Below are 23,080 nucleotides of genomic sequence, written 5' to 3' on the forward strand. Positions count from 1 at the left end.
TAAGCGCATTATAATTCGCTGCGCGATGTGCGCGCTTAAAATACCTGTAAAAAAACAATGTCTTCAGCCAGCAATAAGTCTTCCCCTCCTTCCTCCGTTGCAAATGTGCCCGCCAGCGGGGATGTTTCCACGCCTGCCGCCGCGCCTGCGCAGGGCCGCCAGCGCCCGCCCGTGAGCCAGCAAAGGCCGCAGGCGCCACGCACGGAACAGCAGAAACAGCAACAGCAGCAGCGCGCGCCGCGCCCGCCGCGCGAGGGGCAGGCGCCGCGCAATGACCAGGCTAGCCGCGAAGAGCGCGAGAGTCGCGAGAGCCGTGACGCTGCCCGCGCCGCGCGCGAGGCGGAAAAGGCATTCCGCAATCCGCTGCCGCCGATTACCTATCCGGAAGACTTGCCCGTTTCGGGCCGGCGCGCCGAAATCGCCAAGGCCCTGATGGAAAACCAGGTCATCATCGTCTCGGGTGAGACGGGTTCCGGCAAGACGACGCAGTTGCCGAAGATTTGCCTGGAACTGGGACGTGGCCAGAAGGGCATGATCGGCCATACGCAGCCGCGGCGTATCGCCGCTTCCTCGACGGCCAAGCGCATCGCGCAGGAGCTGGGAACGCCGCTGGGCGAAACGGTGGGTTTCAAGGTGCGCTTTACCGATACCCTGAGCCGTGGCGCCTCCGTCAAGCTGATGACGGACGGTATCTTGCTGGCCGAGACGCAGACCGACCCGTTGTTGAAAAATTACGACACCATCATCATCGATGAAGCGCACGAACGCAGCCTGAACATCGATTTCCTGCTCGGCTATCTGAAACAGCTGCTGCCGCGCCGCCCCGATTTAAAAATCATCATCACCTCGGCCACCATCGATGCGGAACGCTTCTCGCGCCATTTCGGCACGCCGGAAAAGCCGGCGCCCGTGATCGAAGTGTCGGGCCGTTTGTACCAGGTGGAAGTGCGCTACCGCCCCGTGGAACGCGAGCAGGTAGCCATGCCGGGCGCAGGCAGCAATGCCGACAAGCCGGGCCAGCGCACCGCCGCCGCGCGCGAAAAGCGCGACCTGATGGATGCCGTCGTCGATGGCGTGGAAGAGCTGTGCCGCATCGGCTCGGGTGACGTGCTGGTGTTCTTGCCCGGTGAGCGCGAAATCCGCGACTGCGCCGAAGCGCTGCGCAAACACCATCCGCCGCATGTGGAGATTTTGCCCCTGTTCGCCCGTTTGTCCGCCGAAGAGCAGGAGCGCGTGTTCAAGACCAGCAATGCGCGCCGCATCGTGCTGGCGACCAACGTGGCGGAAACCTCGCTGACCGTGCCCGGCATCCGCTATGTGGTCGACGCGGGCCTGGCGCGGGTCAAGCGCTACAGTTATCGGAACAAGGTCGAGCAACTGCAGGTCGAGCCGATCGCCCAGTCGGCCGCCAACCAGCGCGCTGGCCGTTGCGGTCGCGTGGCCGATGGCGTCTGCATCCGCCTGTATGAAGAGCAGGATTATTTGCTGCGGCCCAAATTCACGGAGCCGGAAATCCTGCGCTCCTCGCTGGCGGCCGTCATCCTGCGCATGAAATCCCTGCACCTGACGGACGTGGAAACCTTCCCCTTCATCGAGCCGCCGCTGGCGCGTGCGGTGGCCGACGGCTACCAGTTGCTGCAGGAACTGGGCGCCGTCGATGACGTCAATAAACTGACGCCGCTGGGCAACAAGCTGGCCAAGCTGCCGCTGGACCCGCGCGTGGGCCGCATGATCCTGGCCGCGCTGGATAACGCCTGCCTGACGGAAGTACTGATCGTCGCCTCCGCGTTGTCGGTGCAGGACCCGCGCGACCGCCCGATGGAGCACCAGCAGGCGGCTGACGAGGCGCACAAGAAGTTTGCCGATGAAAAGTCGGAATTCTTGAGCTATCTTAAAATCTGGCGCTGGTTCGAGTCTGCCATCGAGCACAAGAAAACCAACCGCCAGTTGCAGGACAATTGCCGCACGAATTTCCTGTCGCAGATGCGCTTGCGCGAATGGCGCGACGTGCACTCGCAGTTGCTGACCATCGTCAAGGAACAGGGCTGGCGCCTGAACGAAGCACCTGCTACCTATGATAATTTGCACATGGCCTTGCTGACTGGCTTGCTGGGCAATATCGGTTTCAAGGGCGAGGACGAGCCGGGTGCGGGCTATCTGGGCGCGCGCGGCATCAAGTTCCACATCTGGCCCGGTTCCTCGCTGCTGAAAAAGCCGGGCAAGTGGATCATGGCGGCCGAACTGGTCGACACGACGCGTTTGTACGCGCGCTGCGTGGCGCAGATCCAGCCCGAGTGGCTGGAAAAAGTGGGCGTGCACCTGCTGAAGAAATCGTGGGGCGAGCCGCGTTGGGAAAAGCGTTCGGCACAGGTGACGGCGTCCGAACGGGCGACTTTGTATGGGCTGGTGGTGTACAGCCAGCGCCGCATCAATTACGGCAATTTCAACTTGCCGGAAGCGCGCGAAATCTTCATCCGCGATGCGCTCGTCGGCGGCGACTTCGACACGCGCGCGCCATTCTTTGCGCACAACCACAAGCTGATCAAGGACATCGAAAACCTTGAGCACAAATCGCGCCGCCTGGACGTGCTGGTCGACGATGAACTGATCGCCGCCTTCTACGACAAGCTGCTGCCGGCCGACGTGTGCAATGGCGCCGGTTTCGAAAAATGGCACAAGGACGCCACGCGCGACAATCCGAAGCTGCTGTATTTGAACCGCGAAGAGCTGATGCGCCACGAGGCGGCCGGTGTGACGACGGATCTGTTCCCGAAAACCATGTCCGTGACGGGCCTGGAAATGGGCCTGACGTACCACTTCGAGCCGGGCAGCGTGCGCGATGGCGTGACGTTGAGCGTGCCGCTGTATGCGCTGAACCAGTTGCCGCGCGAGCGCTGCGAATGGCTGGTGCCGGGCATGCTGAAGGAAAAAGTGCATCTGCTGCTCAAGTCCTTGCCGCAAAAGCTGCGCCGCCACTGCGTGCCCTTGCCTGACTATGCGGCGAAATTCTGCGAGCGCGTGCACGAGGCGGGCGTGTTTGGCCGGGGTGACCTGATCGACGCCATCATCCTCGACATCCGCACGCAAATTACGATCAATGTGCTGACGACGGACTTCAAGCCGGAAACCCTGCCTGCCCATCACTTCATGAATTTCAAGGTGATCGACGAGCATGGCCGCCAGCTGGACATGGGCCGTAACCTGGCCACCCTGCAGGCGGAATTCGGCGGCCAGGCGCGCCAGAGTTTCCAGAAACTGGCCGAAGTGTCGGGCGTTTCCGGCACGGGCACGCCCGGTGCCAAGGTGGCGGGCGCGCAAGTGGCGTCGCGGCTGCAGGCGCAAGCCCAGGGTGCCGCCGCCAACGCTGCAACAGGCAAGGGCGGCGCGCCGGCCAAGGGAGCGGCTGCCGCTGCGGCGCCGGCGTCCCCGAATGCCACCGTCTCGCAGCACATGGGCTTGACGGCCTGGACTTTTGGCGAATTGCCGGAACTGCTGGAAATCGTGCAGGGCAAGCTGACCTTGATCGGCTTCCCGGCGCTGGTCGACAAGGGCACGCATTGCGACCTGGAAGTGTTTGACGACCCGACCGTGGCCGCGCGCACGCACAAGATCGGTTTGCGCCGATTGTTTGCGCTGCAAATGAAGGAGCAGATCAAGTACGTCGAGAAAAGCATTCCCGGCTTGCAGCAGATGGGCATGCAGTTCATGGCCCTGGGTTCGCAGGAAGAGTTGCGCGAGCAAATCATCAACAAGGCGCTTGATATTGCTTGCTTGCAAGATCCGCTGCCGCTGGACGCCGCCTCGTTCGCCAAGCGCCAGGCGGAGGGCAAGTCGCGCCTCGTGTTGCTGGTCAATGAAATCGCCCGTTTGCTGTCGCAAGTGCTGACGGAATTCCACGGCTTGCCCAAGCGCCTGCAGAATATTCCCCCTGCTGCGGCGACCGATATCCAGTCGCAGCTGCAGGGACTCGTGCATAAACGCTTCCTGACGGAAAACGAGTACACGCAGCTGGCGCATTTCCCCCGCTACCTGAAGGCGATCAACGTGCGCCTGGAAAAGCTGCGCGCCGACCCCGCGCGCGACACCAAGCTCATGGCCGAATGGCAATCGGCGGCCGCACCATACTTGCGCCAGGCCAAGGACCGCCAGGCCGGCAAGAACACGGACCCGAAACTGGTCGAGTTCCGCTGGATGCTCGAAGAGCTGCGCGTGTCCCTGTTTGCGCAGGAATTGCGTACGCCGATGCCGGTGTCGGCGAAACGGTTGCAAAAGGTATGGGAATCGATGCAGCGGTAGGCCGGATTAGCGGGGCGAAGCCACGCGTAATCCGACGCCATCGTTGGCGCGACGGTGGTGCGGTGTCGCTGGTGGTGTCGGATTACGCAGCTACGCCGCTAATCCGACCTACCCGACCCAGGTTCTACCTCTCATCATCGCTGAGCGAGGAACGTGAGCCCAGGTCGCTGCCAGACTGCATGCGGCCCGCTGCCATGGCGCCGCCGCCATAGAACGCTTCCATCTGCTGGTTCCACGCATCGCTGCTCATGTCGGGCCAGTTGTTCTTGTCGAAACCGGGCGCATCTTTCAGCCGGTTTTTTTCCACATTCAGCAGGAAGCGCTTGTTGACGGGGTCCAGCATCAGGCGTTCCCAGGGCACGGCAAACAGCTTGTCGCCCATGCCCGGAATGCCGCTGAAGGACAGCACGGCATAGGTGATCTGGCCGGTGCGCATGTCGAGCATGATTTCCTTGATGTTGCCCAGTTCCTCGTCGCCGTAATTGTAGACATCGTCGCCGATCAGGGTGTCGACCCCCAGCAGGTCCGGCTCAGGGCTGTCGTGGTCGCGGTACATGCCCAGGATGTCGCGGTCCAGATAGCTCATGGTGTTCTCTCCTCGTGAAGGGCTGATCGAGTCCCCAGATTACGCATGCGTACAAGGTCGCGCTTGATCTGCCTCAATGGTGTTAAGTAACCCCCAATAAATTATTATGATTTCTGACTTCCATAACCGGCGCTCTGCGGCGTTGCCCACTGCTAGCAGTGCTCGCACTGCGTCGCAATGGGCGCCTTGCATAGCATCCGGTTCTGTTTGGCACAAATTCACAATAATTTCCTGAGGATTACTTAGCGGCACTTTTATCGGTGCGCAAACGTACGGTGTTGTCCGCCAACTGCGGTACCCTATGCGTTCTAAGGAGGAGGCCGCACATGCTGACGATGCAACGATGCAGAGGGATGAACTTGCGGTACGCTCCACGACCACATGCGCGAGATTTTCCATGGTGAAGCCCGCCACCAAATGGCTGCGCGGGCTATTGCGTGCCGGTAAGGCGCAGCAGCGCACGGCGACCAAGCTGGCCAAGGTACTGTTCGGACCCGTGCCGGCCAAGCCCAAGCCTCGCAAGGCAGTGAACAAGGTCGTGCACAAGGCCGGCGCCAAGGCGGTGGTGAAAACCGTCGCCAAGGCGCGTGCCAGGCCCGCCAGCGATGCGCCAGCCGCGCTGGCGCCCTTCGCCACGCCCCTGTCGCCCCCGCGCGTGCGCAAGCGAACGGCGCCCCCGCCGGGCAAGTGGCTGGCCGCCCACTATGCGCCATTGCCGGGCCGGCGCCTGCCGTATTTCCTGTACCTGCCCGAGAAGGCGCCGAGCGCCGCCATGCGCACCCGGGGCCGGCCGCTGCTGGTGATGCTGCACGGCTGCGAGCAGAGCGCCACGCAGTTTGCCGAAGGCACACGCATGAACCGCCTGGCTGAACGCAAGGGCTATGCCGTGCTGTATCCGCAGCAATCGTTGCGTTCGCATGCACGCCGCTGCTGGAAGTGGTATGACAAGCTGACGCAGGAGGGGGGCGGCGACGTACGCCTGATCGTCGGCGCCATCGAGCAGGTGGCGGCCCGCTATGCCATCGACCGCACGCGCATCTATATCTGCGGCATCTCCGCCGGCGCCGGCATGGCCCATATCGTGGCCCTGAACCATCCCCATCTGTTTGCCGCGCTGGGCCTGCATTCCGGGCCCGTGTTTGGCGCCGGGCATAGTCTGATCGGTGCGCTGCAGGTGATGCAGCATGGCGCTGCCGCCCGTGCCGACGTGGCCATCGATGAAGTGCTGGCACGCCACCCCGCGTTTCCCCGCCTGCCCACCATCCTGCTGCAAGGGCAGGCTGACAAGGTGGTGCGGCCGATCAACCAGACCCAGCTGGTGCGCCAGAGTGTGCGCGTCAACCGCCTGCCAGCCGATACGCTGGTGACGGCGCAGCGCCTGCCCGGCGGCGCGGCGGGCGGGCGCACCCCGGCCCATGCATATGCCCTGCACGATTATCAGGTGGGCAAGGATGTGCTGCTGCGCGTGGCGCAGGTCGATCACCTTGAACACGCGTGGAGCGGTGGCGACGCCAGCCTGCCGTTCAATGACAAGGCCAAGCCCGACGCCAGCAAGATGCTGCTCGATTTCTTCTCCAGCCACCGCCGACTGTAAGCCAGCCTGCCGAACGCCGCAACGGCGCCAGGCACTGGTATGCATCGTTCTTCCACGCCCCCGCAGGGCCGCGCCAGCGCGCCGGCACGCTGGCCGCGCCTTTTCCGCACAGATGCCTTTGCCGCAGTACCATGGATTTTGTCCGAGTGGTATTGCTGCGGTATTTAAAATTCACAAAAAAAGGCGCTAAAAATACTAACTGGTATACAATTGGTACACGTTTTCAGTGTGAAGCTGTGTTCGCCGTCCCATGCCCCGACGGCCGATGCGCACTGACGGCAGCCACCCACGTTACGGAATGCGCCATGTCCATCAAGTCCAGGCAATTGCTGTGGTTTTTTGCGTTTTTCCTCGTCTTTGAACTGAATATTTATCTATCGAACGACATGATCATGCCGGCGATGCTGGGCATCGTCGACGAGTTCCAGGCGGAGAAGACGTTCGTTCCGCTGTCCCTGAGTCTGTACCTGCTGGGCGGCAGTTCGCTGCAGATTTTCCTGGGCCCGCTGGCCGACACCATCGGCAAGCGCAAGCTGATGCTGAGCGGCAATGCCTTGTTCTTGCTGGCCACGCTTGCCGTGCCGTTTGCCACCTCGATCGAGCAATTTCTCGTCGCGCGTTTCATTCAGGGCATGGGCTGCTGCTTCATCTTCGTCGGCTATGCCATGATCCACGAACTGTTCGATGACATGGCGGCCGTCAAGCTCAGCAGTATTCTGTCGAGCACCACCATCCTCGCCCCCCTGGCCGGCCCCATCCTCGGCAGCGCCATCATCAGCCGGCTGGACTGGCGCTACGTGTTTTTCCTCTCCGGCCTGCTGGCCTTGCTGTCCTTGCTGGGCCTGTTCAAGACCATGCCGCGCACGGCGCCGGCACAGCCGCGCCTGGATGGCCGCGCCATCGTGCGCAGCTATGTCGCCATTTTCAGCAACGGGCGCTTCATGTTCGGCATGTTCACGGCCGGGCTGGCCACCGTGCCCCTGACGGCCTGGATCGGCTTTTCGCCCATCTTCGTGCTGCAGGAGATGGGCGCCTCCTACGCCACGTATATCGCCCTGCAATGCGTGATTTTGTCCGGCTTTGTCTTCAGTAGCATCGCCATCCAGCGCCTGCGCCAGGATTTCCCGCTCGGGCATCTGCTGCGCCTGGGCGGACTGATCGCGGCCGCCGGCATGCTGGGCGCGGGCGTGGGCCGCCATCACGTCGACGTGTTTGCGGCCTGCATGTTTGTCTATTCCATCGGCTTCGGCCTGTTCAATGGCGCCCTGATCCGTAGCGCGATCACTGCCAGCAAGGAATCGATGACACTGACGACGGCTGCCATGAGCTTGCTGTACTGCATTTATTTGTCCGCCTGGCTGCAGCTGTACAACGTGCTGTGCCAGCGCTTCGGCTATGCGCTGGAAACGTATGCGCTGCTCAATATCCCCGTCATCGTGGTCATCGCCGGCTGCCTGCTGTTGTTTACGCGCGGCATGGCGGTGCGCCGGGAAAGCGAGGTGCGGCTGGCCCGGCACTGATGGCGCAACGATGCGCATGTTCCCGACCTTGAGTTACCTCCTGCGACGTTTATTGACACCCTCCAGCGGAAAATGGTGCGCCCATGAAAATAGATGACCTGGCCTCAAAACACGATCAAGCAAAGATTTTCAACCTGGAATACGAGTTTCGCATTCACCGGCTGAAACTTGATTACATCACTCTGGCCGATATTCGGCCGGCCGGAAGCGACCTGGAGCAACTGGCCGCGGAGCACCAGGCAGGCATCGCCGCCCTGCGCAGCTTTGTCGCCGGCAATTTTACGTATTTCAATGCGGCAAGCTGTTCCTCGCTGAGCTGTATCCCCACGCGCGCACTGGGCGACGACGAGCGCTACCTGCACCGCATCTGGATGGGCGGACCCTTGCCGGCCGTCGCCTGTGAAGCGATCCAGCAGTGGGGCGCGGCGCTGGAAGAGGTGCGGCACAACGGCGGTGCGCCATATGTCTCCATCCTGTGGGCCTGGGATGCGCAACAATTGCGCCATGACGAGCGCTTCAGCCCCACGGGTGGCGCAGGGCGCTACACGATAGGCCGCTACGCCATCGGTGGCACGACCCTGCATATCAACTCGCTGCGTGCGCTGGCGCTGGACTTTGCTCCTGCCCGCTTCGATATCCTCGATACCCTGCATGCGCAGCGCTACTTCGCCACCTTGTCCGATTATTTCCGCATCCTCATCATGTGCGAATACGGCGGCATGTATATGGATGTCGATACGATCCCGCATAAGCCGGCGACGATTTTCCTGATGAAGCCGGAAGTGCCCGATTATTTCCAGCGCAAGGAGGGCGAGGACGAAGCGCGCCAGCATGTCAGCTGGATGAATCTGTTTCTCGATGAAACGGGCATGCTGATCGCCAAGAAGAACGATGCCGCGCTGCGTGTGATCCAGCGCAATGTGAACCTTGCTTATGCGGGCATCGATGGGGAAATCCCCCGTTCTTGCCCGCAATTCGAGGCGCAGCTGTTTGGCCAGTTCTATGCCGAATGGAAGAAGAACCTGGGTGTGACCCTGCTCAGCCATGCCGAGTTTTACCAGCGCTATTGCGTGCTGTATGACGGCGCGCGGGAAGCGGTGACGGGCGGCATCCGAGGCATGCGGCTGCTGGACGATATCATTACCGACATGCACATTCCCTTGAGCGACGAGGAACATCGCGCGTATGCGCGCTGCGTGGCGCGGCTAGCCGAAATCGACTGGCAACTCGACGATCCTTTGCGCCTGGTCAATATCGTCGATGTGTTCGATATCGAGGAAGTGCCGCGCATGGCGTATGCGGCCCAGTTGCGGGCGGACATCGAGCATTTTCACTATTACTCGGTGCTGTCGGAGGACCCGCAACTGGACCGCGTGAATGCGGTTTTTTGCCGCTACCTGCTGGCCCACCGTTCGCAGCATATTTCCGCCGGCAATTTCTGGCGCCCCACCGTGGGCCGCCACGGCAGCCGCATGCCGGCCATCGGCGATGCGGCCCCGTCCGGCGACGAGGCGCAGGCGGGCTTGCTGTCGCATGCGCCGCTCAGGCTGGTGCCAGGTGAGCTGCTGGGCGACGAGGCGAAGAACCGCATGGCGAAACTGCTGTTTGCCACCAGTTACCTTGAATACTGTTCGTTTGGAAACAAGCTCAATCTGCAGTTCGTCGAATTGCAGCGGCAGCAGAACATCGACCCTTACCTGACGCATATCCACGGCCTGCATGACGAGGACGACCGTTTCATCGGCTTTTTCACGGCCGCCACGATGGCAGAGTTCCAGGCTTGCGGCGCCGTCTCGTATTACCGCGATGACATGAAGGCGCTCGACGATGCCTATGACGCATTCGTGCTCGCGCATGCGCGCGCCGACGACTGTTTCGTCAGTAGTCTGGCCATCGACGAGAAATACCGGGGGCAGGGCCTGTTTCGGCAGATGTTCCATGAAATCCGCGACCTGGCCAGCCGCAAGGGCTGTGCGCGCATCACCCTGACGGTGTGGGAAAAGAGCGACGCCTTGCAAGTGTATCTGCACAAGGGTTTTCGCAGCGTGGGCACGTTCGACTATGCCTACAGCCTGTTCTATGACCGCCTGCACTTCCTGGTGTACGAAGGCAACTGAGGAGGGAAATTGAGGAGGGAAACCGAGAGGAGCTGGGGCGGCCGGCAGCCGCCCCAGTGCATGCTTACAGGGCCAGGAAGGCCAGGGCGGCCACGGCCGTCGGCAGCAGGGCACCGGCCAGCAGGCCGACGGCGCCGATCGACTCATCCTTGAAGCCGCGGCGCAGCAGGGCCACGCCGGCCGGATTCGGCGCGTTGGCGATGACGGTCAGGCCGCCACCGGCCACGGCGCCGGCCACCAGCATGTATTTCGCTTCGTCCGTCATGCCGACGATCAGCGAACCGAGGTAAGTGAGGGCCGCATTGTCGGTAATGGCCGTCAAGCCCAGGGCGCCGAAGAACAGGGCCAGCGGCTTCAGGCTGGAGACGATGGGCTGCAGCCACCATTGCTGCATGCCGCCCAGTACCACCAGGCCGCCGAGGAAGAAGCCGACCAGCAAACCTTCTTTCAGGATCAGCGGGCTTTGATAGCGCTCATACGCCTGCACGAAGCCAAGGAAGAACAGGAACAGGCCGAAGAACAGCACGGGATGGTGCGCCAGGGCTACCACGCCGGCCAGCACGGCCAGGTGCACCAGGCTGACGGTCAGCGGCACTTTCGGCGCTTCCACGTCACCCGCTTTCGGCTTGATGTCGGACGTGTTGCTGTGCAGATATTTGCGCAGCAGGATGCTCACGCCCGTGGCATTGATCAGCACGGCGATGGCCGCTTTCCAGCCGAAATGGCTGGCCATGAAGGCGCTGTCCCAGTTCCACGTAGTGGCCACCATCAGCACGGGCGGTGCCGCGTATGAAGTCAGGGTGCCGCCGATGGACACGTTGACGAACAGCACGCCCAGCGCGCCGTATTTCAGCCATTCGGGTATGCCCGGACGGAAGATTTGTGGCGCCAGCATCAGCGCAGCCAGGGTCATGGCGGCCGGTTCCGTGATCATCGAGCCCGTCAGGGGCACGAGCGCCAGTCCCAGCCAGACGAGGGCCAGTTCCGTACGCAGCGGCATGACGCGCGCCACGCTTTTCAACAGGCGCTGCACGGCGTCGAGCACGGGGCGCGAGGCGGCTACCACCATGACGACAAAGACGAACAGCGGTTCCGTGTACTGGCGCGATTCGGCATACTCGATGGCCGCCTCGCCGCCCGAGACAAAGGCCATGATGATGATCAAAATGAAGGCCCAGAAGCCGAACACGACTTCCACTTCGCCCAGCAAGTGCAGCATGCCTGCATGACGGGGGTGGCGCTGCGCCAGGGTTTCAAACGATTTGGCGGCGAAGGTGTGGATGAGAGCAAGGCCGAAGACGATGGCGCTGATGATTTGGATGGTGGTCAAATGCGTTTCCTTATGGACGGAGGGAGCCGACTGGTACTTTGCCAGGCGGTAAGGAGAGTGCTTATGGTACAGCAATCGATGCCGGAAACGGGGTTTTTCGGACATGGCGGAGCGGCCCGGGCAGCGGCGATGCACAGAGAATAAGCAGATAAGCCTTGCCAAAAGGAGGGTCGGATAGTACTGTATATGCATACAGTATTCATCTTCATATCTAATTATGCAACATTCCGAATTGATGGCCTCGCCGGAAGCCTTGCACCCTTCTTTATGGCGTGCATCGCAGCTGGGCCAGGGCGCCACGCGCTGCCTGGAGACGGGCTTTGCCGCCCTGTCCGCGCAGCTGCCAGGCGGCGGTTGGCCCAGCGGCAGCCTCATCGATCTGCTGGTGCAGCAGCCGGGCAGCGGCGAATTGCGCCTGCTGGCGCCCGCGCTGGCGCAGCTGCCGGGCTTGCCCATTGTGCTGCTGCAGCCGCCCCATCCGCCGCAGGCGCTGGCCCTGGCCGCGCAGGGACTGGTGTCGTCGCAGCTGCTGTGGCTAAAGAGCGCCAGCAGCAAGGATGCCTTGTGGGCGGCGGAAAACATCTTGCGCAGCGGCAGTTGCGGCGCCTTGCTGTTCTGGCAGTCGCACGTGCGCGCCGACAGCCTGCGCCGCTTGCACCTGGCCGCGCAAGGCGGTAACACCCTGTTCTGCATGCTGCGCCCCTTGCACGGCGCGCAGGATGCGTCGCCGGCGCCGCTGCGCCTGTCCGTGCGCCCGGCCGCCGGCGGCATCGAGATCGGCTTCATCAAGCGCCGGGGACCGCAGCGCGACGCGCCCCTGTTCCTGCCCCTGCAACCTCCTTCTTTACTGCTGCGTCATGCGACTCTGGATCGGCCTGTGCCTGCCCCTGCTTCCGCTCGAAGTGTTTTGCCCGCGCTGGTCGGCTGACCGCCTGAGCGTGGTGCTAGAGCAGGAGCAAGTGATGGTCCTGTCGCCGCTGGCGCAGGCGGCTGGCATCCGGCCGGGCATGCGCCGCGCGGGCGCGCTGATGCTGGCGCCGCAGGCACGCCTGCATGAACGCTCGCACGAACTGGAAGCGCAAGCCTTGCAAGCGGTGGCGCTGGCGCTGCTGCAATACTCGCCGCTGGTGGCGCAGGGCGAAGAAGCCACCCTGCTGGTCGACGCGGGCGCCAGCCTGCGCCTGTTTGGCGGTGTGCGCGCCCTGTGCCGGCAAATCGCGGCCAGCTTGCGCGCGCTCGGCTACACGGCCCAGCTGTCGTGTGCCCCCACGGCGCGGGGCGCCTGGCTGCTGGCGCGCGCCGGTACGCGCCGGGGCCGGACATTAAGCATGGCCAGTCTCGTGCGCCGCCTCGACCGCCTGCCGTGCGCCCTGCTGCCGCCCGCGCGCCCCTACCTGGACTGGCTGGAGGGCATCGGCTGCCGTAACCTGGGGCAGCTGCGCCACTTGCCGCGGCCCGGCTTGCAGCGCCGCTGCGGCAGGGCCTTGCTGGACATGCTCGACGACGCGCATGGCCACAGCACGGAACTGTACCTGTGGATCGAAGCGCCGCCCACGTTCCGCGCCAGCCTGGAATTGTTCGACCGCGTGGAGCACGCGGACGCGCTGCTGTTCGGCGCGCGCCGCCTGCTGCAGCAGATGACGGGCTGGCTGTGCGCGCGGCAATTTGCTGTCGAGCGCATACAACTGCTGCTGGCGCACGAGCGGGGCAGGGTGGCGCGCCCGCCCACTGTCATCGAGCTGGCTTTGGGTGTCGCCGTCTGGCGTGACGAACACTTGTTGCGTTTGCTCAAGGAGCGCCTGGCGCAGCTGGTGCTGGAGGCGCCCGTGATCGGTCTCACCCTGGAAGCGCTGCAGGTGCAGCCCATGGCGCCGCCCAGCGAGAGCCTGTTTCCCGAGCCGGGCGGCACGCCGCAGGAGCGCCAGCGCCTGATGGAATTGCTGGTGGCGCGCCTGGGCGCCGAGAATGTCTTGCAGGCAGTGCCGCGCGCCGATTACCGCCCCGAAGCGGCGAACCAGTGGCTGCCGCTGCCTGCCAAGCCCGGTGCTAAAAGCGCGCTGCCCGACTTGCCGCCCGGCTTGCCCGGCATGCCCCGTCCCGGCTGGCTGCTGGCCCAGCCCATTGCCCTCTTGATGCGCGAACACCGGCCCTTCTATGGCTCGCCCCTGAAAATGGTGTCCGTCGCCGAGCGCATCGAGGCGGGCTGGTGGGGCCAGTCGCAGGCGCGCGATTATTTCATCGCCGAAGGCCTCGACCACGCCCATTACTGGGTCTACCGCGAACGCATCGCCGGCAGCGGTGAAGAGGCCGCGCCGCGCTGGTTTTTGCATGGCTTGTTTGGCTGAGTGGGGCAGCCGTTCCTGCGCGCCATGCTTGCCTGTTTTGCGCTCGGCGTCCCGTGACAAACGGAGATAATTGACATGACCTGCTCCTGTAAGATGCTTCTCCTGTTTATGGCCAGACCGCCTGCCTGCATCTTGTGTGATGGATGCAGGATGTCTGGCCAGGGCGCGGTACGATATCTTTGGGGAAATATGAAACTGCTATTGCTGCTGGTATTGGGACTCATGTTGTGTCGGAATCCGGCGCATGCCGCTCATCAGCCGCCTCCGCATACTGCCATGGCAAGCTACGAGCACGTACAGTTTCTGCGGAAAGCCGCTTTCAACATCATTGTCAATGCCAGGGATGACCAGGCGGCGCTGAAAAAATATGCGCAGGCGCTGGAAACCATCCTCGTGTATCTTGACAGGCCGGAGATCCGTGATCTGGCGGCTGGTGATATTTATCTGAAATTTTGCGGATTTAATCTGAGGCTGGACCTGGCCGAAACGTATGGCAAACTGAAGCAGCAAGACAAGGCGGTCAAGACCTTGCAGGAAATCAACGACATAAGCTGGACGCCGATACTGCTGAAAGTGATGAAAGACAGGCCCGGCCTGGCAAAGATGGCAGATGATCCACGCGTGCAAAAGATACTGTCCGTTGCCGCTATCCCCAGGCAGCTATGGCCATCCGAGGCGGCGTATCCCTACGCCGCCACCTTGAGCGTCGAGGAGCGGGTGGCGGGGCTTTCGCAATTTTGGCACCAGGTCAGGGAAAGTTTCGTCTATTTCGACAACGTGCCGGAGCTCGACTGGAATAAGGTCTACCTGGAATACCTGGGCAAGGTGATCGCAGCCGGAACGACGGAAGAATATTACCGAGTGCTGTCGCAACTGGCGCCCTTGCTCCGGGATGGCCACACGAATATTTATGCGCCGCCAGAACTCAGCAAGAAATTGTATGCCCGGCCACCGTTGCGCACGGCCATGCTGGACAACAAAGTAATCATAGAGGCAATTTCTAGTCCTGCGCTGAAGGCCAGGCTTGCAGTTGGCGATGAAGTGCTCAGCATCGATGGCATACCGGTTCAGGACTATGCGAAACAATACATTTTGCCCTTGGTAAGCAGTTCAACGGAGCAGGATCGTCAATTGCGCACGTATGGTTATCAGCTCCTGGCGGGCGATGCGGACAGGCCGATCACGCTTGGCTTGCGCAATATGTCCGGGCTGGAGCGTAGTGAAGTCATCGCCAGGTCGGGGCATGCCGATATTGAAAAAAAAGAAGCATTTATATTCAAGATGTTGCCCGGGCGAATAGCCTATCTCTCCCTCGACCATTTCGAGAGTGATGAAGGCGTCAGAAAATTGGAAAAGGTTTTCCCTGACATCCTGCAGGCCAAGGCGCTCGTCCTCGATATCCGGAAAAATGGTGGAGGTTCTACACAGTTTGGTGCAGATATTCTCAGTTATCTGACCCGGCAGCCGATCCCGTTTTCGAAGAGTTACGTTCGGAGTGACAATGGTTATTCCCGGAGTGACGGTGCAGATATCGTATGGAAAGTCATCGGAGGAAAGGGCAGTGAAGCGCATTATTCGCGGAAGCGTGTTTTTGACGGTCCGGTGGCTGTGCTGACAGGCGCAGCAACGTTTTCGGCGGCGGAAGATTTTCTTGTTTCCTTCGATACATTGCAGAGAGGATTAAAGATAGGCGAGGCGACCGGAGGCAGTACGGGCCAGCCCATCTTGGTGTATTTGCCGGGCGGCGGCCATGGGCGGATTTGCGCGAAGCGCGATACCTATCCCGATGGGCGGGAATTCGTGGGTATCGGTATTTTTCCCGATGTCGAGGTGCGTGCCACCAGAGAAAGTCTGGCCGCAGGCGAGGATGTTGTGCTGAACAAGGCGGTGAGCCTGCTGAACCAGCGCAAGCAGTGATGCCAATCGTGGCGATTTCCGGGCCGCCCAGTGGCGCTATCCACGCTTACACGCAGTTAGCCCATGGTCTTGCTGGTGGCAGGACGTGCTGGCCAAGCAACGCACATTGCCATGCTTGGCTATACTTGCTTTCTTGCGCCGTGTCGCACACCTCAATTAGGATTTCCATGTCCCAACTCTCCGACTTTCCCATCACCCAGAAATGGCCTGCCCGGTATCCCGAGCGCCTGCAACTGTATTCTCTGCCCACGCCGAACGGCATCAAGGTTTCCATCCTGCTGGAAGAACTGGGCCTGGCTTACGAGCCGCACCTGGTCAGCTTCGAGCAGAACGACCAGATGTCGCCCGCATTCCTGTCCCTCAATCCGAACAACAAGATTCCCGCCATCATCGACCCGCACGGTCCCGCTGGCAAGCCGCTGGCCCTGTTCGAATCGGGCGCCATCCTGTTGTACCTGGCCGAAAAGACGGGCAAGTTCCTGCCGCAGGACGCGGGCTTGCGCTACGAAACGATACAATGGCTGATGTTCCAGATGGGCGGTATCGGCCCCATGTTTGGCCAGGTGGGCTTTTTCCACAAGTTCGCCGGCAAGGACTATGAAGACAAACGTCCGCTGGAGCGCTATCTCGGCGAGGCCAGGCGGCTATTGGGCGTACTCGAGCAGCGCCTGCAGGGCCGCGACTGGATCATGGGCGGGCAGTACACGATTGCCGACATCGCCATCTTCCCGTGGGTGCGCTGCCTCGTGGGTTTCTATGGCGCTGGCGACCTCGTCGGCTTCGACAACTTTCCGAATGTGCAGCGCGCGCTGCAAGCGTTCCTGGCCCGGCCTGGCGTCATCAAGGGCCTGGACATACCGAAGCGCGATTAAGGTTGGCCAACTGCGGCGGCGGCCGGGCGGCGCTACAATGCGCCATCGGCCGCGCTGCGCGGCAGCTTTGATCTGAGACAATGAAATCCACCCGGCAAGATTTTCCCGGCGCGCATGGCCATGTGCTGGCGGCGCGCCTCGACGCGCCCGACGGCGCCATCCGCGCCTATGCGCTGTTCGCCCATTGCTTTACCTGCGGCAAGGATGTGCTGGCCGCGCGGCGTATTGCGCAAGGCTTGACGGAACACGGCATCGCCGTGCTGCGCTTCGATTTTACGGGGCTGGGCGCCAGCGAGGGCGAGTTTGCCGCCACCAATTTCTCGTCGAACGTGGACGACCTGCTTGCCGCCGCCGACTTTTTGCGGGCCAGACATGCTGCGCCGCAATTGCTGATCGGCCACAGCCTCGGTGGCGCCGCCGTGCTGGCCGCTGCCGCGCAAGTGCCGGAAGCCACGGCCGTGGTGACCTTGGCCGCCCCCAGCACGCCCGCCTACGTGACGCGCATGTTCAGCGACCATCTGGAGCAAATCGCCGCCGAGGGCGAGGCGCTGGTGCAGCTGGAAGGGCGGCCATTCCGCATCCGCCAGCAATTCGTCGACGACGCTGGCAGCCACAGCCTGAAGGCTGACATCGCCGGCCTGCGCCGCGCCTTGCTGGTGATGCACGCGCCGAATGACACGACGGTGAGCCTGTCGAACGCGATGGATATTTTTACGGCAGCGAAGCACCCGAAAAGTTTCGTTTCGCTCGACGATGCCGACCATCTGTTGACGGGGCGCGATGATGCGGCCTATGTCGCCAACGTCATCGCCGCGTGGAGCGCGCGCTACCTGCAGGCGCGGCCAGTTTTTTCCTGACTAGCAGAAATACGCTGGCGCCCAGCGGCAGGGAGACGATGAATGTCCAGGGCTGGTAGGCGCTGGTGCCTGCGGCAACGCCAAACAGCTGGATGGCGATGGGTAGAAACAGGTACTTTCCCGTCGCCCAGTTGAGCGATAGCTGGCCGAAACCGATGCTGATGAACAGCAACCAGGGCCATTTCCTGACGGTCAGCTTGCTGCGCAGGCATAACACCAGGGTAGACAGGATCAGCAAGGGGGAGAGGATGGCAGCGCCGAGCACCACGTAGTGGAGCAGCGATTTGCCGCCTAGCGTGAAGGTCGCCAGCTGTTCCAGCGATGCGCTCTGCGGCGCCACGCTCAAGCCCATGATGGTGGCGTCAGTGCCATATTTTCTCAGCACGACGGTGCTGACGATCCATTTTTCAGGATAGGCATATTCGAAGCTGACACTCAGCAGTTGAGGCGCATCGCGCTGCTCGATGCGCTGGTAGCCCACCACCTTGACGTACCGGGGCTCGCCTGCGGGGAAGGCGGCACTCAAGGCGGGCAGCGCCTGGCGGATCTGATCGCCGTTATTGCCCGGCTCGGTAGCCATGCGCACATAGTCCAGCTGTTTTTCACGCAGCAAGTCGCTGTAATGCCGCGCCAGTTGCTGGTCTTGCAGCGGCACCTTCTGTTCAAAGTCCTTGATCAGGTCGGATTGCTGGCATCCGGCCAGCATACAAAACAGGGCGGGCACGGCGCAGGTGCGCAGAAAGAGCAGGAACATGGACGGAAAAAGCAAGGGGACGATGAAAAACGCCGCCCCTGCTGGGGCAGGCGCGGCGCATGATGGTGTTCAGGTGGCGAAGGCTCAGTCCTCGTCAAACTCTGCCGATAAATCCTTCCAGCCCTTGCTGACGGCAAAGGCGGAAAATTCCTCGGGCGCTTCCAGAACGATCAGTTTCTTGTCTTGCAAGCCCAGGTCGCCATGGCCGAAGTCCGGGCCGACGTAGCCGAGGCTGCGCAAGCGGGCCAGGATGTGGCCGACCAGGGTCTTGTCCTTGTATGCGCCCGCTTCGAGCGGAGCGGCGAAATCGACATAGACGTCGATGATGCCGTAGCCTTCGTCGAAGATGCGGATGGCCTTGATGTCGTGGGCACGGCCGGAGCCGTCGGTGGCCTTGAAGGGGCCGCTGAGCTGGATGTCGGTGTCATTATTCATGCCGCCAGCATACACCAAAAGCCGGCCCCGCATAGGGCGCGCGGCGCAAAATCCTCCCGGAACCGTCGCCTCAGCGTGCCTGCAGAATGGCCGACAGACGGTCGCGCGTACCGGCGATGCGCTCCAGTTGCGGGTACTTCAAGCCGCCGTGATAGTCGAGTGCCACCGTCTGGAATTGCTTGCCCTTTCTGACCAGCAAGTTGATCGGCTGCGGGCTGGTCTTGGCCGCCTGGATGGCCGCCTTCAATAGCTTGGGCGTGTAGGCCGTGCCATTGACGGCGAGCAAGGTGGTGTTGCCCGACAGGCCAGCCTGGAAGGCGGGACCATCCCACAGCAGCTTGCCCAGCTTGCCGTCCTTGTCTATGCTCAAGCCCAGTGTATATGTCAGGTCCGTGCTCTTGCTGCGCTCTTCATTGGCTTTCAGGAAGGGAGTGGGCGTGTCGCGGTAGACCAGTTTCCAGCCGGCGCGGGCCAGGCCATCGAGCGGCGCGCCGGGTCCGTGGCCATCGAGGCGGCGGCGCAGGAACGCGGCCCAGTCGTGCGGCTGCACGGCGTTCAGCGCAGCGACCACGTCCTCGAACGTGTAGGGCAGGGGTGTGGTGCTGCCATCCTGCACGCCAAAGAAACTGCGCGCGAAGTCGTCGAGCGAGCGGCGTTCGCCCGACAGTTCGCGGATGGTGGTGTCGACGTCGAGCCAGACCAGCGCGCCTTCCATATAGTAATCTTCGTCGCGCTGCCAGCTGCTCCAGCCGATGGGGCGCCGGCCATTGATGATGGGGTCGTTCGTTGTGTCCTGCATGGTGCGCCAGCTGCGCCCCGGCATCACGTCGTAATGGGCCGCCGTCGCGGCGAACAGCTCGCGCATGTGGGCCGGGGCCACCAGGCCGGAACGGGCCGCCAGCACATTGCCCCAGTACTGGGTCTGGCCTTCGTAGACCCACAGCAGGCTGTTTTGCAGCGGCGTGTTGAAGTCGGGCGTGTCCTGGCCGGCGGGGCGGCGGAACTTGCCGTTCCACGAATGCGTCAGCTCATGGGGCAGCAGCACGCGCTCCGCTTCGTTCTTGTCCCAGTCGCTGAAATAGCCGGGCTTGACACCGTTTTCGCTCGACTGCATGTGTTCGCGGCCGATGCCGCCGAACTCGTCGCTCAGGGCCAGCAGGAAGTCATAGTGGCGGTAATGGCGCGCGCCGAACAGTTTGTAGGCTTGCTGCAGCATGGCGCGGTGTTTTTCGACTTGCTGTGGCGTCGCTTCCAGGCTGTCGGCGCTGTCGGCCATCACATTGAGGTGTACGGGCACTTGCGCGCCCGGGTCGAGGTCGATGCGCTCGAAATGGCGCCCCGCGAAGACGGGCGAGTCGACCAGGGTGTCGAGGTCCAGCGGTTCGAAATCGACTTGCTGGCTGGCCGGCGTGGCCGTACGCGCGCGCACTTCCAGGGCGCTGGCAAATTCCCAGCCCGCCGGCAGGGTCAGGCTCGGTTGCACGAAGATGTCGCGCGCGGCGCGCCCGGCCGGATACAGGGTCATCGCATGCCATTGCACGCCCAGCATGGCGCCCGTCATGGTGATGCGGCCCTGGCTGGTGTCGACGGGCGAGAGGAACTGGTATTGCGCTTCCACGCTGCCGGCGCCGGCCGGCACCTCCACGTGGAAGGCGAACATGTTGACGGGATCGCGCCGCCATTCCAGAGGCTGGCCGTTGGCGGACAGGCGCAGGCCGGCCAGCTGGTTCAGGGGGCCGCTGGGGCCGTGGTTGCCGGGCACCCATTGTGGATACAGCAGGGTCAGCTTGCCGGGCGCGGCGGGAATACTTGCGCGGATGCTGAATAGTTGCTGCGCCACATTGCTGGCATCGACGTGCAGCACGATGGGGGCGGGCGTGGCGGCCTGGGCCGCAGCGGAAACGAGAAGGGAGAAGGACAAAGACAGGAAGGCGCGGGACATGGGGCGGCGGGCTGGATGGCAAAGGCCGAGTCTAGCATTCTGTAAAAATTTCTTACAAATTTGGGGCTGACTGGGGCGTTTTTCGCCAATTTCAAGGCCTTGAAAGGGGCTGGACAGGCCGTATATCGGTAACAGGCGGATGCTCACGGTGAGGTCCGCCCCTCTTATCGCTTCATTTGAAAAGGATATTTATCATGCGTACTTTTGACCTTGCCCCCCTGTATCGTTCCGCCATTGGTTTTGACCGCCTGGCACAACTGCTCAATGAACAGCGCGCCGATGCGCAACCGAGCTATCCACCCTACAACATCGAACTGGTGTCGGAAGATAAATACCGGATCGTGATGGCATTGGCTGGCTTCTCGCGCGAAGAGATCGACATCATCACCGAACGCGATTCCCTGCACGTCACGGGCCGCAAGCAGAAAGATGGCGTCGAGCGCACGTTCTTGCACCGCGGCATCGCTGCCCGCGATTTCGAACAGCGTTTCCAGCTGGCCAACCATGTGAAGGTCACGGGCGCCACGTTTGAAAACGGCATGCTGACCATCGACCTGGTGCGTGAAGTGCCGGAAGCGCTGAAACCGCGCAAGATCGAGATCGGCACCGGCAGCGACACCTACGCCACCGCCGCTAACGTGAATGCGCTGGAACAGCGCCAGGCAGCCTGAGCTGAGCTGATGTCGGCGCCACGCGCTGGCATAGCCGGGAGGGGCTAGCCGCTCCCCATGCAGTAAAATACTGGCCGGTTGATCCGGCCAGTGTCACGTCCAGAGCCCGTTCGGGCCCTTCATCGCCCGCCATGCGAGGTGTGCGCAGCACGCAAGATTAAACCCTGCTTAAAGGCGCCAGCGCCTGTTTCCAAATAGAAAAATGTTAAGCACAGCCTAAGACTCGTGGCCCACTATTGCATACATCAAAATCTCATTGAATGAGGAGCAATTCATGGAACAGCAAACCAATACCGCATCGCTGAAAATCAAACGCACCGTAGCCGCGCTGGCCGCGATCGGTGTGCTGGGTGCCGGCGGCGCCATGGTGATCCATCAGAACAATGCAGGCGCGAATGCCGCCGCCAGCGCGCCCGCCACCCCGGTGGCCGCCGCCGTGGCGCCTGCCGCTGCCGCACCGCTGGTGGCCTTGCCCGACTTTAGCCAGATCGCCGCGCGCAATAGCCCGGCCGTGGTCAATATCAGCGTCACGGGCAGCACCAAGGTGGCTTACGACCCCTCGGCCCAGGCCGGCAACGACGATTTCGGCAACGACCCCTTCTTCGAATTTTTCCGCCGCTTCCAGGGGCCGCAAGGCGGGCAGCGCGGTGGCCGCGACGTGCCCACGCACGGCCTCGGTTCCGGCTTCATCGTCAGCCCGGATGGCGTCATCATGACGAATGCCCACGTGGTACGTGATGCGCGCGAAGTGACCGTCAAGCTCAACGACCGCCGCGAATTCCGCGCCAAGGTGCTGGGCACGGATCCGAAGACCGATATCGCCGTGCTGAAGATAGACGCGAACAACCTGCCCGTCGTACCGCTCGGTCATTCGAGCGACCTGAAAGTGGGCGAGTGGGTGCTGGCCATCGGTTCGCCGTACGGTTTCGACAGTACGGTAACGGCGGGCGTGGTGAGCGCCAAGGGACGCTCCCTGCCTGACGACAGCAATGTACCCTTCATCCAGACCGACGTGGCAGTGAACCCCGGCAACTCGGGCGGTCCGCTATTCAATACGCGCGGCGAAGTGGTGGGTATCAATTCGCAGATCTACAGCCAGACGGGAGGCTTCCAGGGCTTGTCGTTCGCCATCCCGATCGACCTGGCCGGCCGCATCAAGGACCAGATCGTCGCCACGGGCAAGGCCAGCCATGCCAAGCTGGGCGTGACGGTGCAGGAAGTGAACCAGGGTTTTGCCGACTCGTTCAAGCTGGCCACGCCGGAAGGCGCCTTGGTCGCCAACGTGGAGCGGGGTAGCCCGGCCGACAAGGCAGGCCTGAAGTCGGGCGACGTGGTGCGCAAGGTGAATGGCCAGCGCATCATCGGCTCGGCCGACTTGCCGGCTCTAGTGGGTACGTCCTTGCCAGGCGACAAGATCAGCCTGGATGTCTGGCGTGACGGCAAGATCGTCAGCCTGACGGCAACCCTGGGCAATGCCGCCGACAAGGTGGCCGAGGTGGCGAAAAGCGACAGCGCGGCCGGCAAGGTAAAGCTGGGCCTGGCGCTGCGTCCGTTACAATCGGATGAAAAACGCGAGGCGGGCATCAGCGCCGGCCTGCTGGTGGAAGACGCTGGCGGTGCCGCCGCGAATGCCGGAGTGCAGCCGGGCGACGTGCTATTGTCGGTCAATGGCCGTCCCGTCAACACGGTCGAACAGGTGCGCGACGTGGTGGAAAAATCCGCCAAGTCGGTGGCCTTGCTGATACAGCGGGGACCGGATAAGATTTTTATTCCCGTGCGATTAGGTTAACTCATTAGCACCGGGGTCAGACCCGCCGGGTCTGACCCCAGCCTTTCATCTTTTG

Annotated in this window: 16 protein-coding genes; 11 read left to right on the top strand and 5 right to left on the bottom strand. The window is 62.6% G+C overall.

The annotated features are described in order from the left end of the window. The first annotated feature begins 57 nt into the window (after positions 1–57). The gene (hrpA, locus tag ACQ4WZ_RS01980) at positions 58–4,296 is read left to right on the top strand and encodes an ATP-dependent RNA helicase HrpA (RefSeq protein WP_436572443.1); all 4,239 of its coding nucleotides are present in this window, start codon (positions 58–60) and stop codon (positions 4,294–4,296) included. A 124-nt stretch (positions 4,297–4,420) separates the two neighbouring features. Here hrpA and ACQ4WZ_RS01985 read toward each other — a convergent pair whose 3' ends face one another. Beyond that, a complete protein-coding gene (locus ACQ4WZ_RS01985; RefSeq protein WP_133989843.1) occupies positions 4,421–4,882 on the bottom strand; it encodes a PRC-barrel domain-containing protein in 462 nt (153 codons plus the stop codon). Between the two features lie 397 nt (positions 4,883–5,279). Between ACQ4WZ_RS01985 and ACQ4WZ_RS01990 the strand changes: the two genes are divergently transcribed. The 3 genes from ACQ4WZ_RS01990 to ACQ4WZ_RS02000 all read left to right on the top strand — a co-directional run bounded on the left by ACQ4WZ_RS01990 (position 5,280) and on the right by ACQ4WZ_RS02000 (position 10,113). After that, positions 5,280–6,476 carry an extracellular catalytic domain type 1 short-chain-length polyhydroxyalkanoate depolymerase gene (locus tag ACQ4WZ_RS01990; RefSeq protein WP_436572444.1) on the top strand — a complete coding sequence of 399 codons (1,197 nt, stop codon included), beginning with the start codon at positions 5,280–5,282 and terminating at the stop codon, positions 6,474–6,476. Between the two features lie 305 nt (positions 6,477–6,781). Continuing rightward, a complete protein-coding gene (locus ACQ4WZ_RS01995) occupies positions 6,782–7,996 on the top strand; it encodes an MFS transporter (RefSeq protein WP_436572445.1) in 1,215 nt (404 codons plus the stop codon). A gap of 83 nt (positions 7,997–8,079) precedes the next feature. Beyond that, positions 8,080–10,113: a GNAT family N-acetyltransferase gene (locus ACQ4WZ_RS02000; RefSeq protein ID WP_436572446.1), complete on the top strand. Its 2,034-nt coding sequence runs from the start codon at positions 8,080–8,082 to the stop codon at positions 10,111–10,113. Positions 10,114–10,177: 64 nt separating this feature from the next. On the opposite strand, the gene ACQ4WZ_RS02005 is transcribed toward ACQ4WZ_RS02000, so the two are convergent. Further along, entirely contained in the window at positions 10,178–11,443 is a 1,266-nt protein-coding gene (locus ACQ4WZ_RS02005) for a putative Na+/H+ antiporter (RefSeq protein WP_101482339.1), read from the bottom strand. A 217-nt stretch (positions 11,444–11,660) separates the two neighbouring features. Between ACQ4WZ_RS02005 and imuA the strand changes: the two genes are divergently transcribed. From imuA to ACQ4WZ_RS02030, 5 genes are all read left to right on the top strand, one after another. After that, entirely contained in the window at positions 11,661–12,371 is a 711-nt protein-coding gene (gene imuA / locus ACQ4WZ_RS02010) for a translesion DNA synthesis-associated protein ImuA (protein WP_101482338.1), read from the top strand. Further along, on the top strand, positions 12,301–13,788 hold the full coding sequence (locus tag ACQ4WZ_RS02015) for a Y-family DNA polymerase (RefSeq protein WP_436572447.1): 1,488 nt from the start codon (positions 12,301–12,303) through the stop codon (positions 13,786–13,788). Before imuA ends, ACQ4WZ_RS02015 begins: the two co-directional genes overlap by 71 nt. Before the next feature lie 189 nt (positions 13,789–13,977). Further along, positions 13,978–15,705 carry a S41 family peptidase gene (locus ACQ4WZ_RS02020; RefSeq protein WP_436572448.1) on the top strand — a complete coding sequence of 576 codons (1,728 nt, stop codon included), beginning with the start codon at positions 13,978–13,980 and terminating at the stop codon, positions 15,703–15,705. 167 nt (positions 15,706–15,872) lie between these two features. Further along, positions 15,873–16,577 carry a glutathione S-transferase N-terminal domain-containing protein gene (locus ACQ4WZ_RS02025; RefSeq protein WP_436572449.1) on the top strand — a complete coding sequence of 235 codons (705 nt, stop codon included), beginning with the start codon at positions 15,873–15,875 and terminating at the stop codon, positions 16,575–16,577. 80 nt (positions 16,578–16,657) lie between these two features. Then, positions 16,658–17,434 (top strand): alpha/beta hydrolase family protein, encoded by a 777-nt coding sequence (locus tag ACQ4WZ_RS02030; RefSeq protein WP_101482334.1) that lies wholly within the window; start codon positions 16,658–16,660, stop codon positions 17,432–17,434. On the opposite strand, the gene ACQ4WZ_RS02035 is transcribed toward ACQ4WZ_RS02030, so the two are convergent. The 3 genes from ACQ4WZ_RS02035 to ACQ4WZ_RS02045 all read right to left on the bottom strand — a co-directional run bounded on the left by ACQ4WZ_RS02035 (position 17,382) and on the right by ACQ4WZ_RS02045 (position 20,565). Continuing rightward, positions 17,382–18,188 (bottom strand): hypothetical protein, encoded by an 807-nt coding sequence (locus tag ACQ4WZ_RS02035; RefSeq protein WP_436572450.1) that lies wholly within the window; start codon positions 18,186–18,188, stop codon positions 17,382–17,384. The two genes, ACQ4WZ_RS02030 and ACQ4WZ_RS02035, sit on opposite strands and share 53 nt — an antisense overlap. An 84-nt stretch (positions 18,189–18,272) precedes the next feature. Next, entirely contained in the window at positions 18,273–18,623 is a 351-nt protein-coding gene (locus tag ACQ4WZ_RS02040; RefSeq protein ID WP_034783462.1) for a hypothetical protein, read from the bottom strand. Between the two features lie 70 nt (positions 18,624–18,693). After that, positions 18,694–20,565, bottom strand: a complete 1,872-nt coding sequence (locus ACQ4WZ_RS02045; RefSeq protein WP_436572451.1) for a M61 family metallopeptidase — start codon at positions 20,563–20,565, stop codon at positions 18,694–18,696. 194 nt (positions 20,566–20,759) lie between these two features. Between ACQ4WZ_RS02045 and ACQ4WZ_RS02050 the strand changes: the two genes are divergently transcribed. Beyond that, complete coding sequence (locus tag ACQ4WZ_RS02050; RefSeq protein ID WP_101482331.1) at positions 20,760–21,236, top strand: Hsp20 family protein; 477 nt, start codon at positions 20,760–20,762, stop codon at positions 21,234–21,236. A 274-nt stretch (positions 21,237–21,510) separates the two neighbouring features. Further along, entirely contained in the window at positions 21,511–23,025 is a 1,515-nt protein-coding gene (locus tag ACQ4WZ_RS02055; protein ID WP_436572452.1) for a Do family serine endopeptidase, read from the top strand. Positions 23,026–23,080: the final 55 nt, after the last annotated feature.

Origin of the sequence: Janthinobacterium darwini (assembly GCF_051380905.1) — a bacterium.
GTDB lineage: Bacteria > Pseudomonadota > Gammaproteobacteria > Burkholderiales > Burkholderiaceae_D > Janthinobacterium.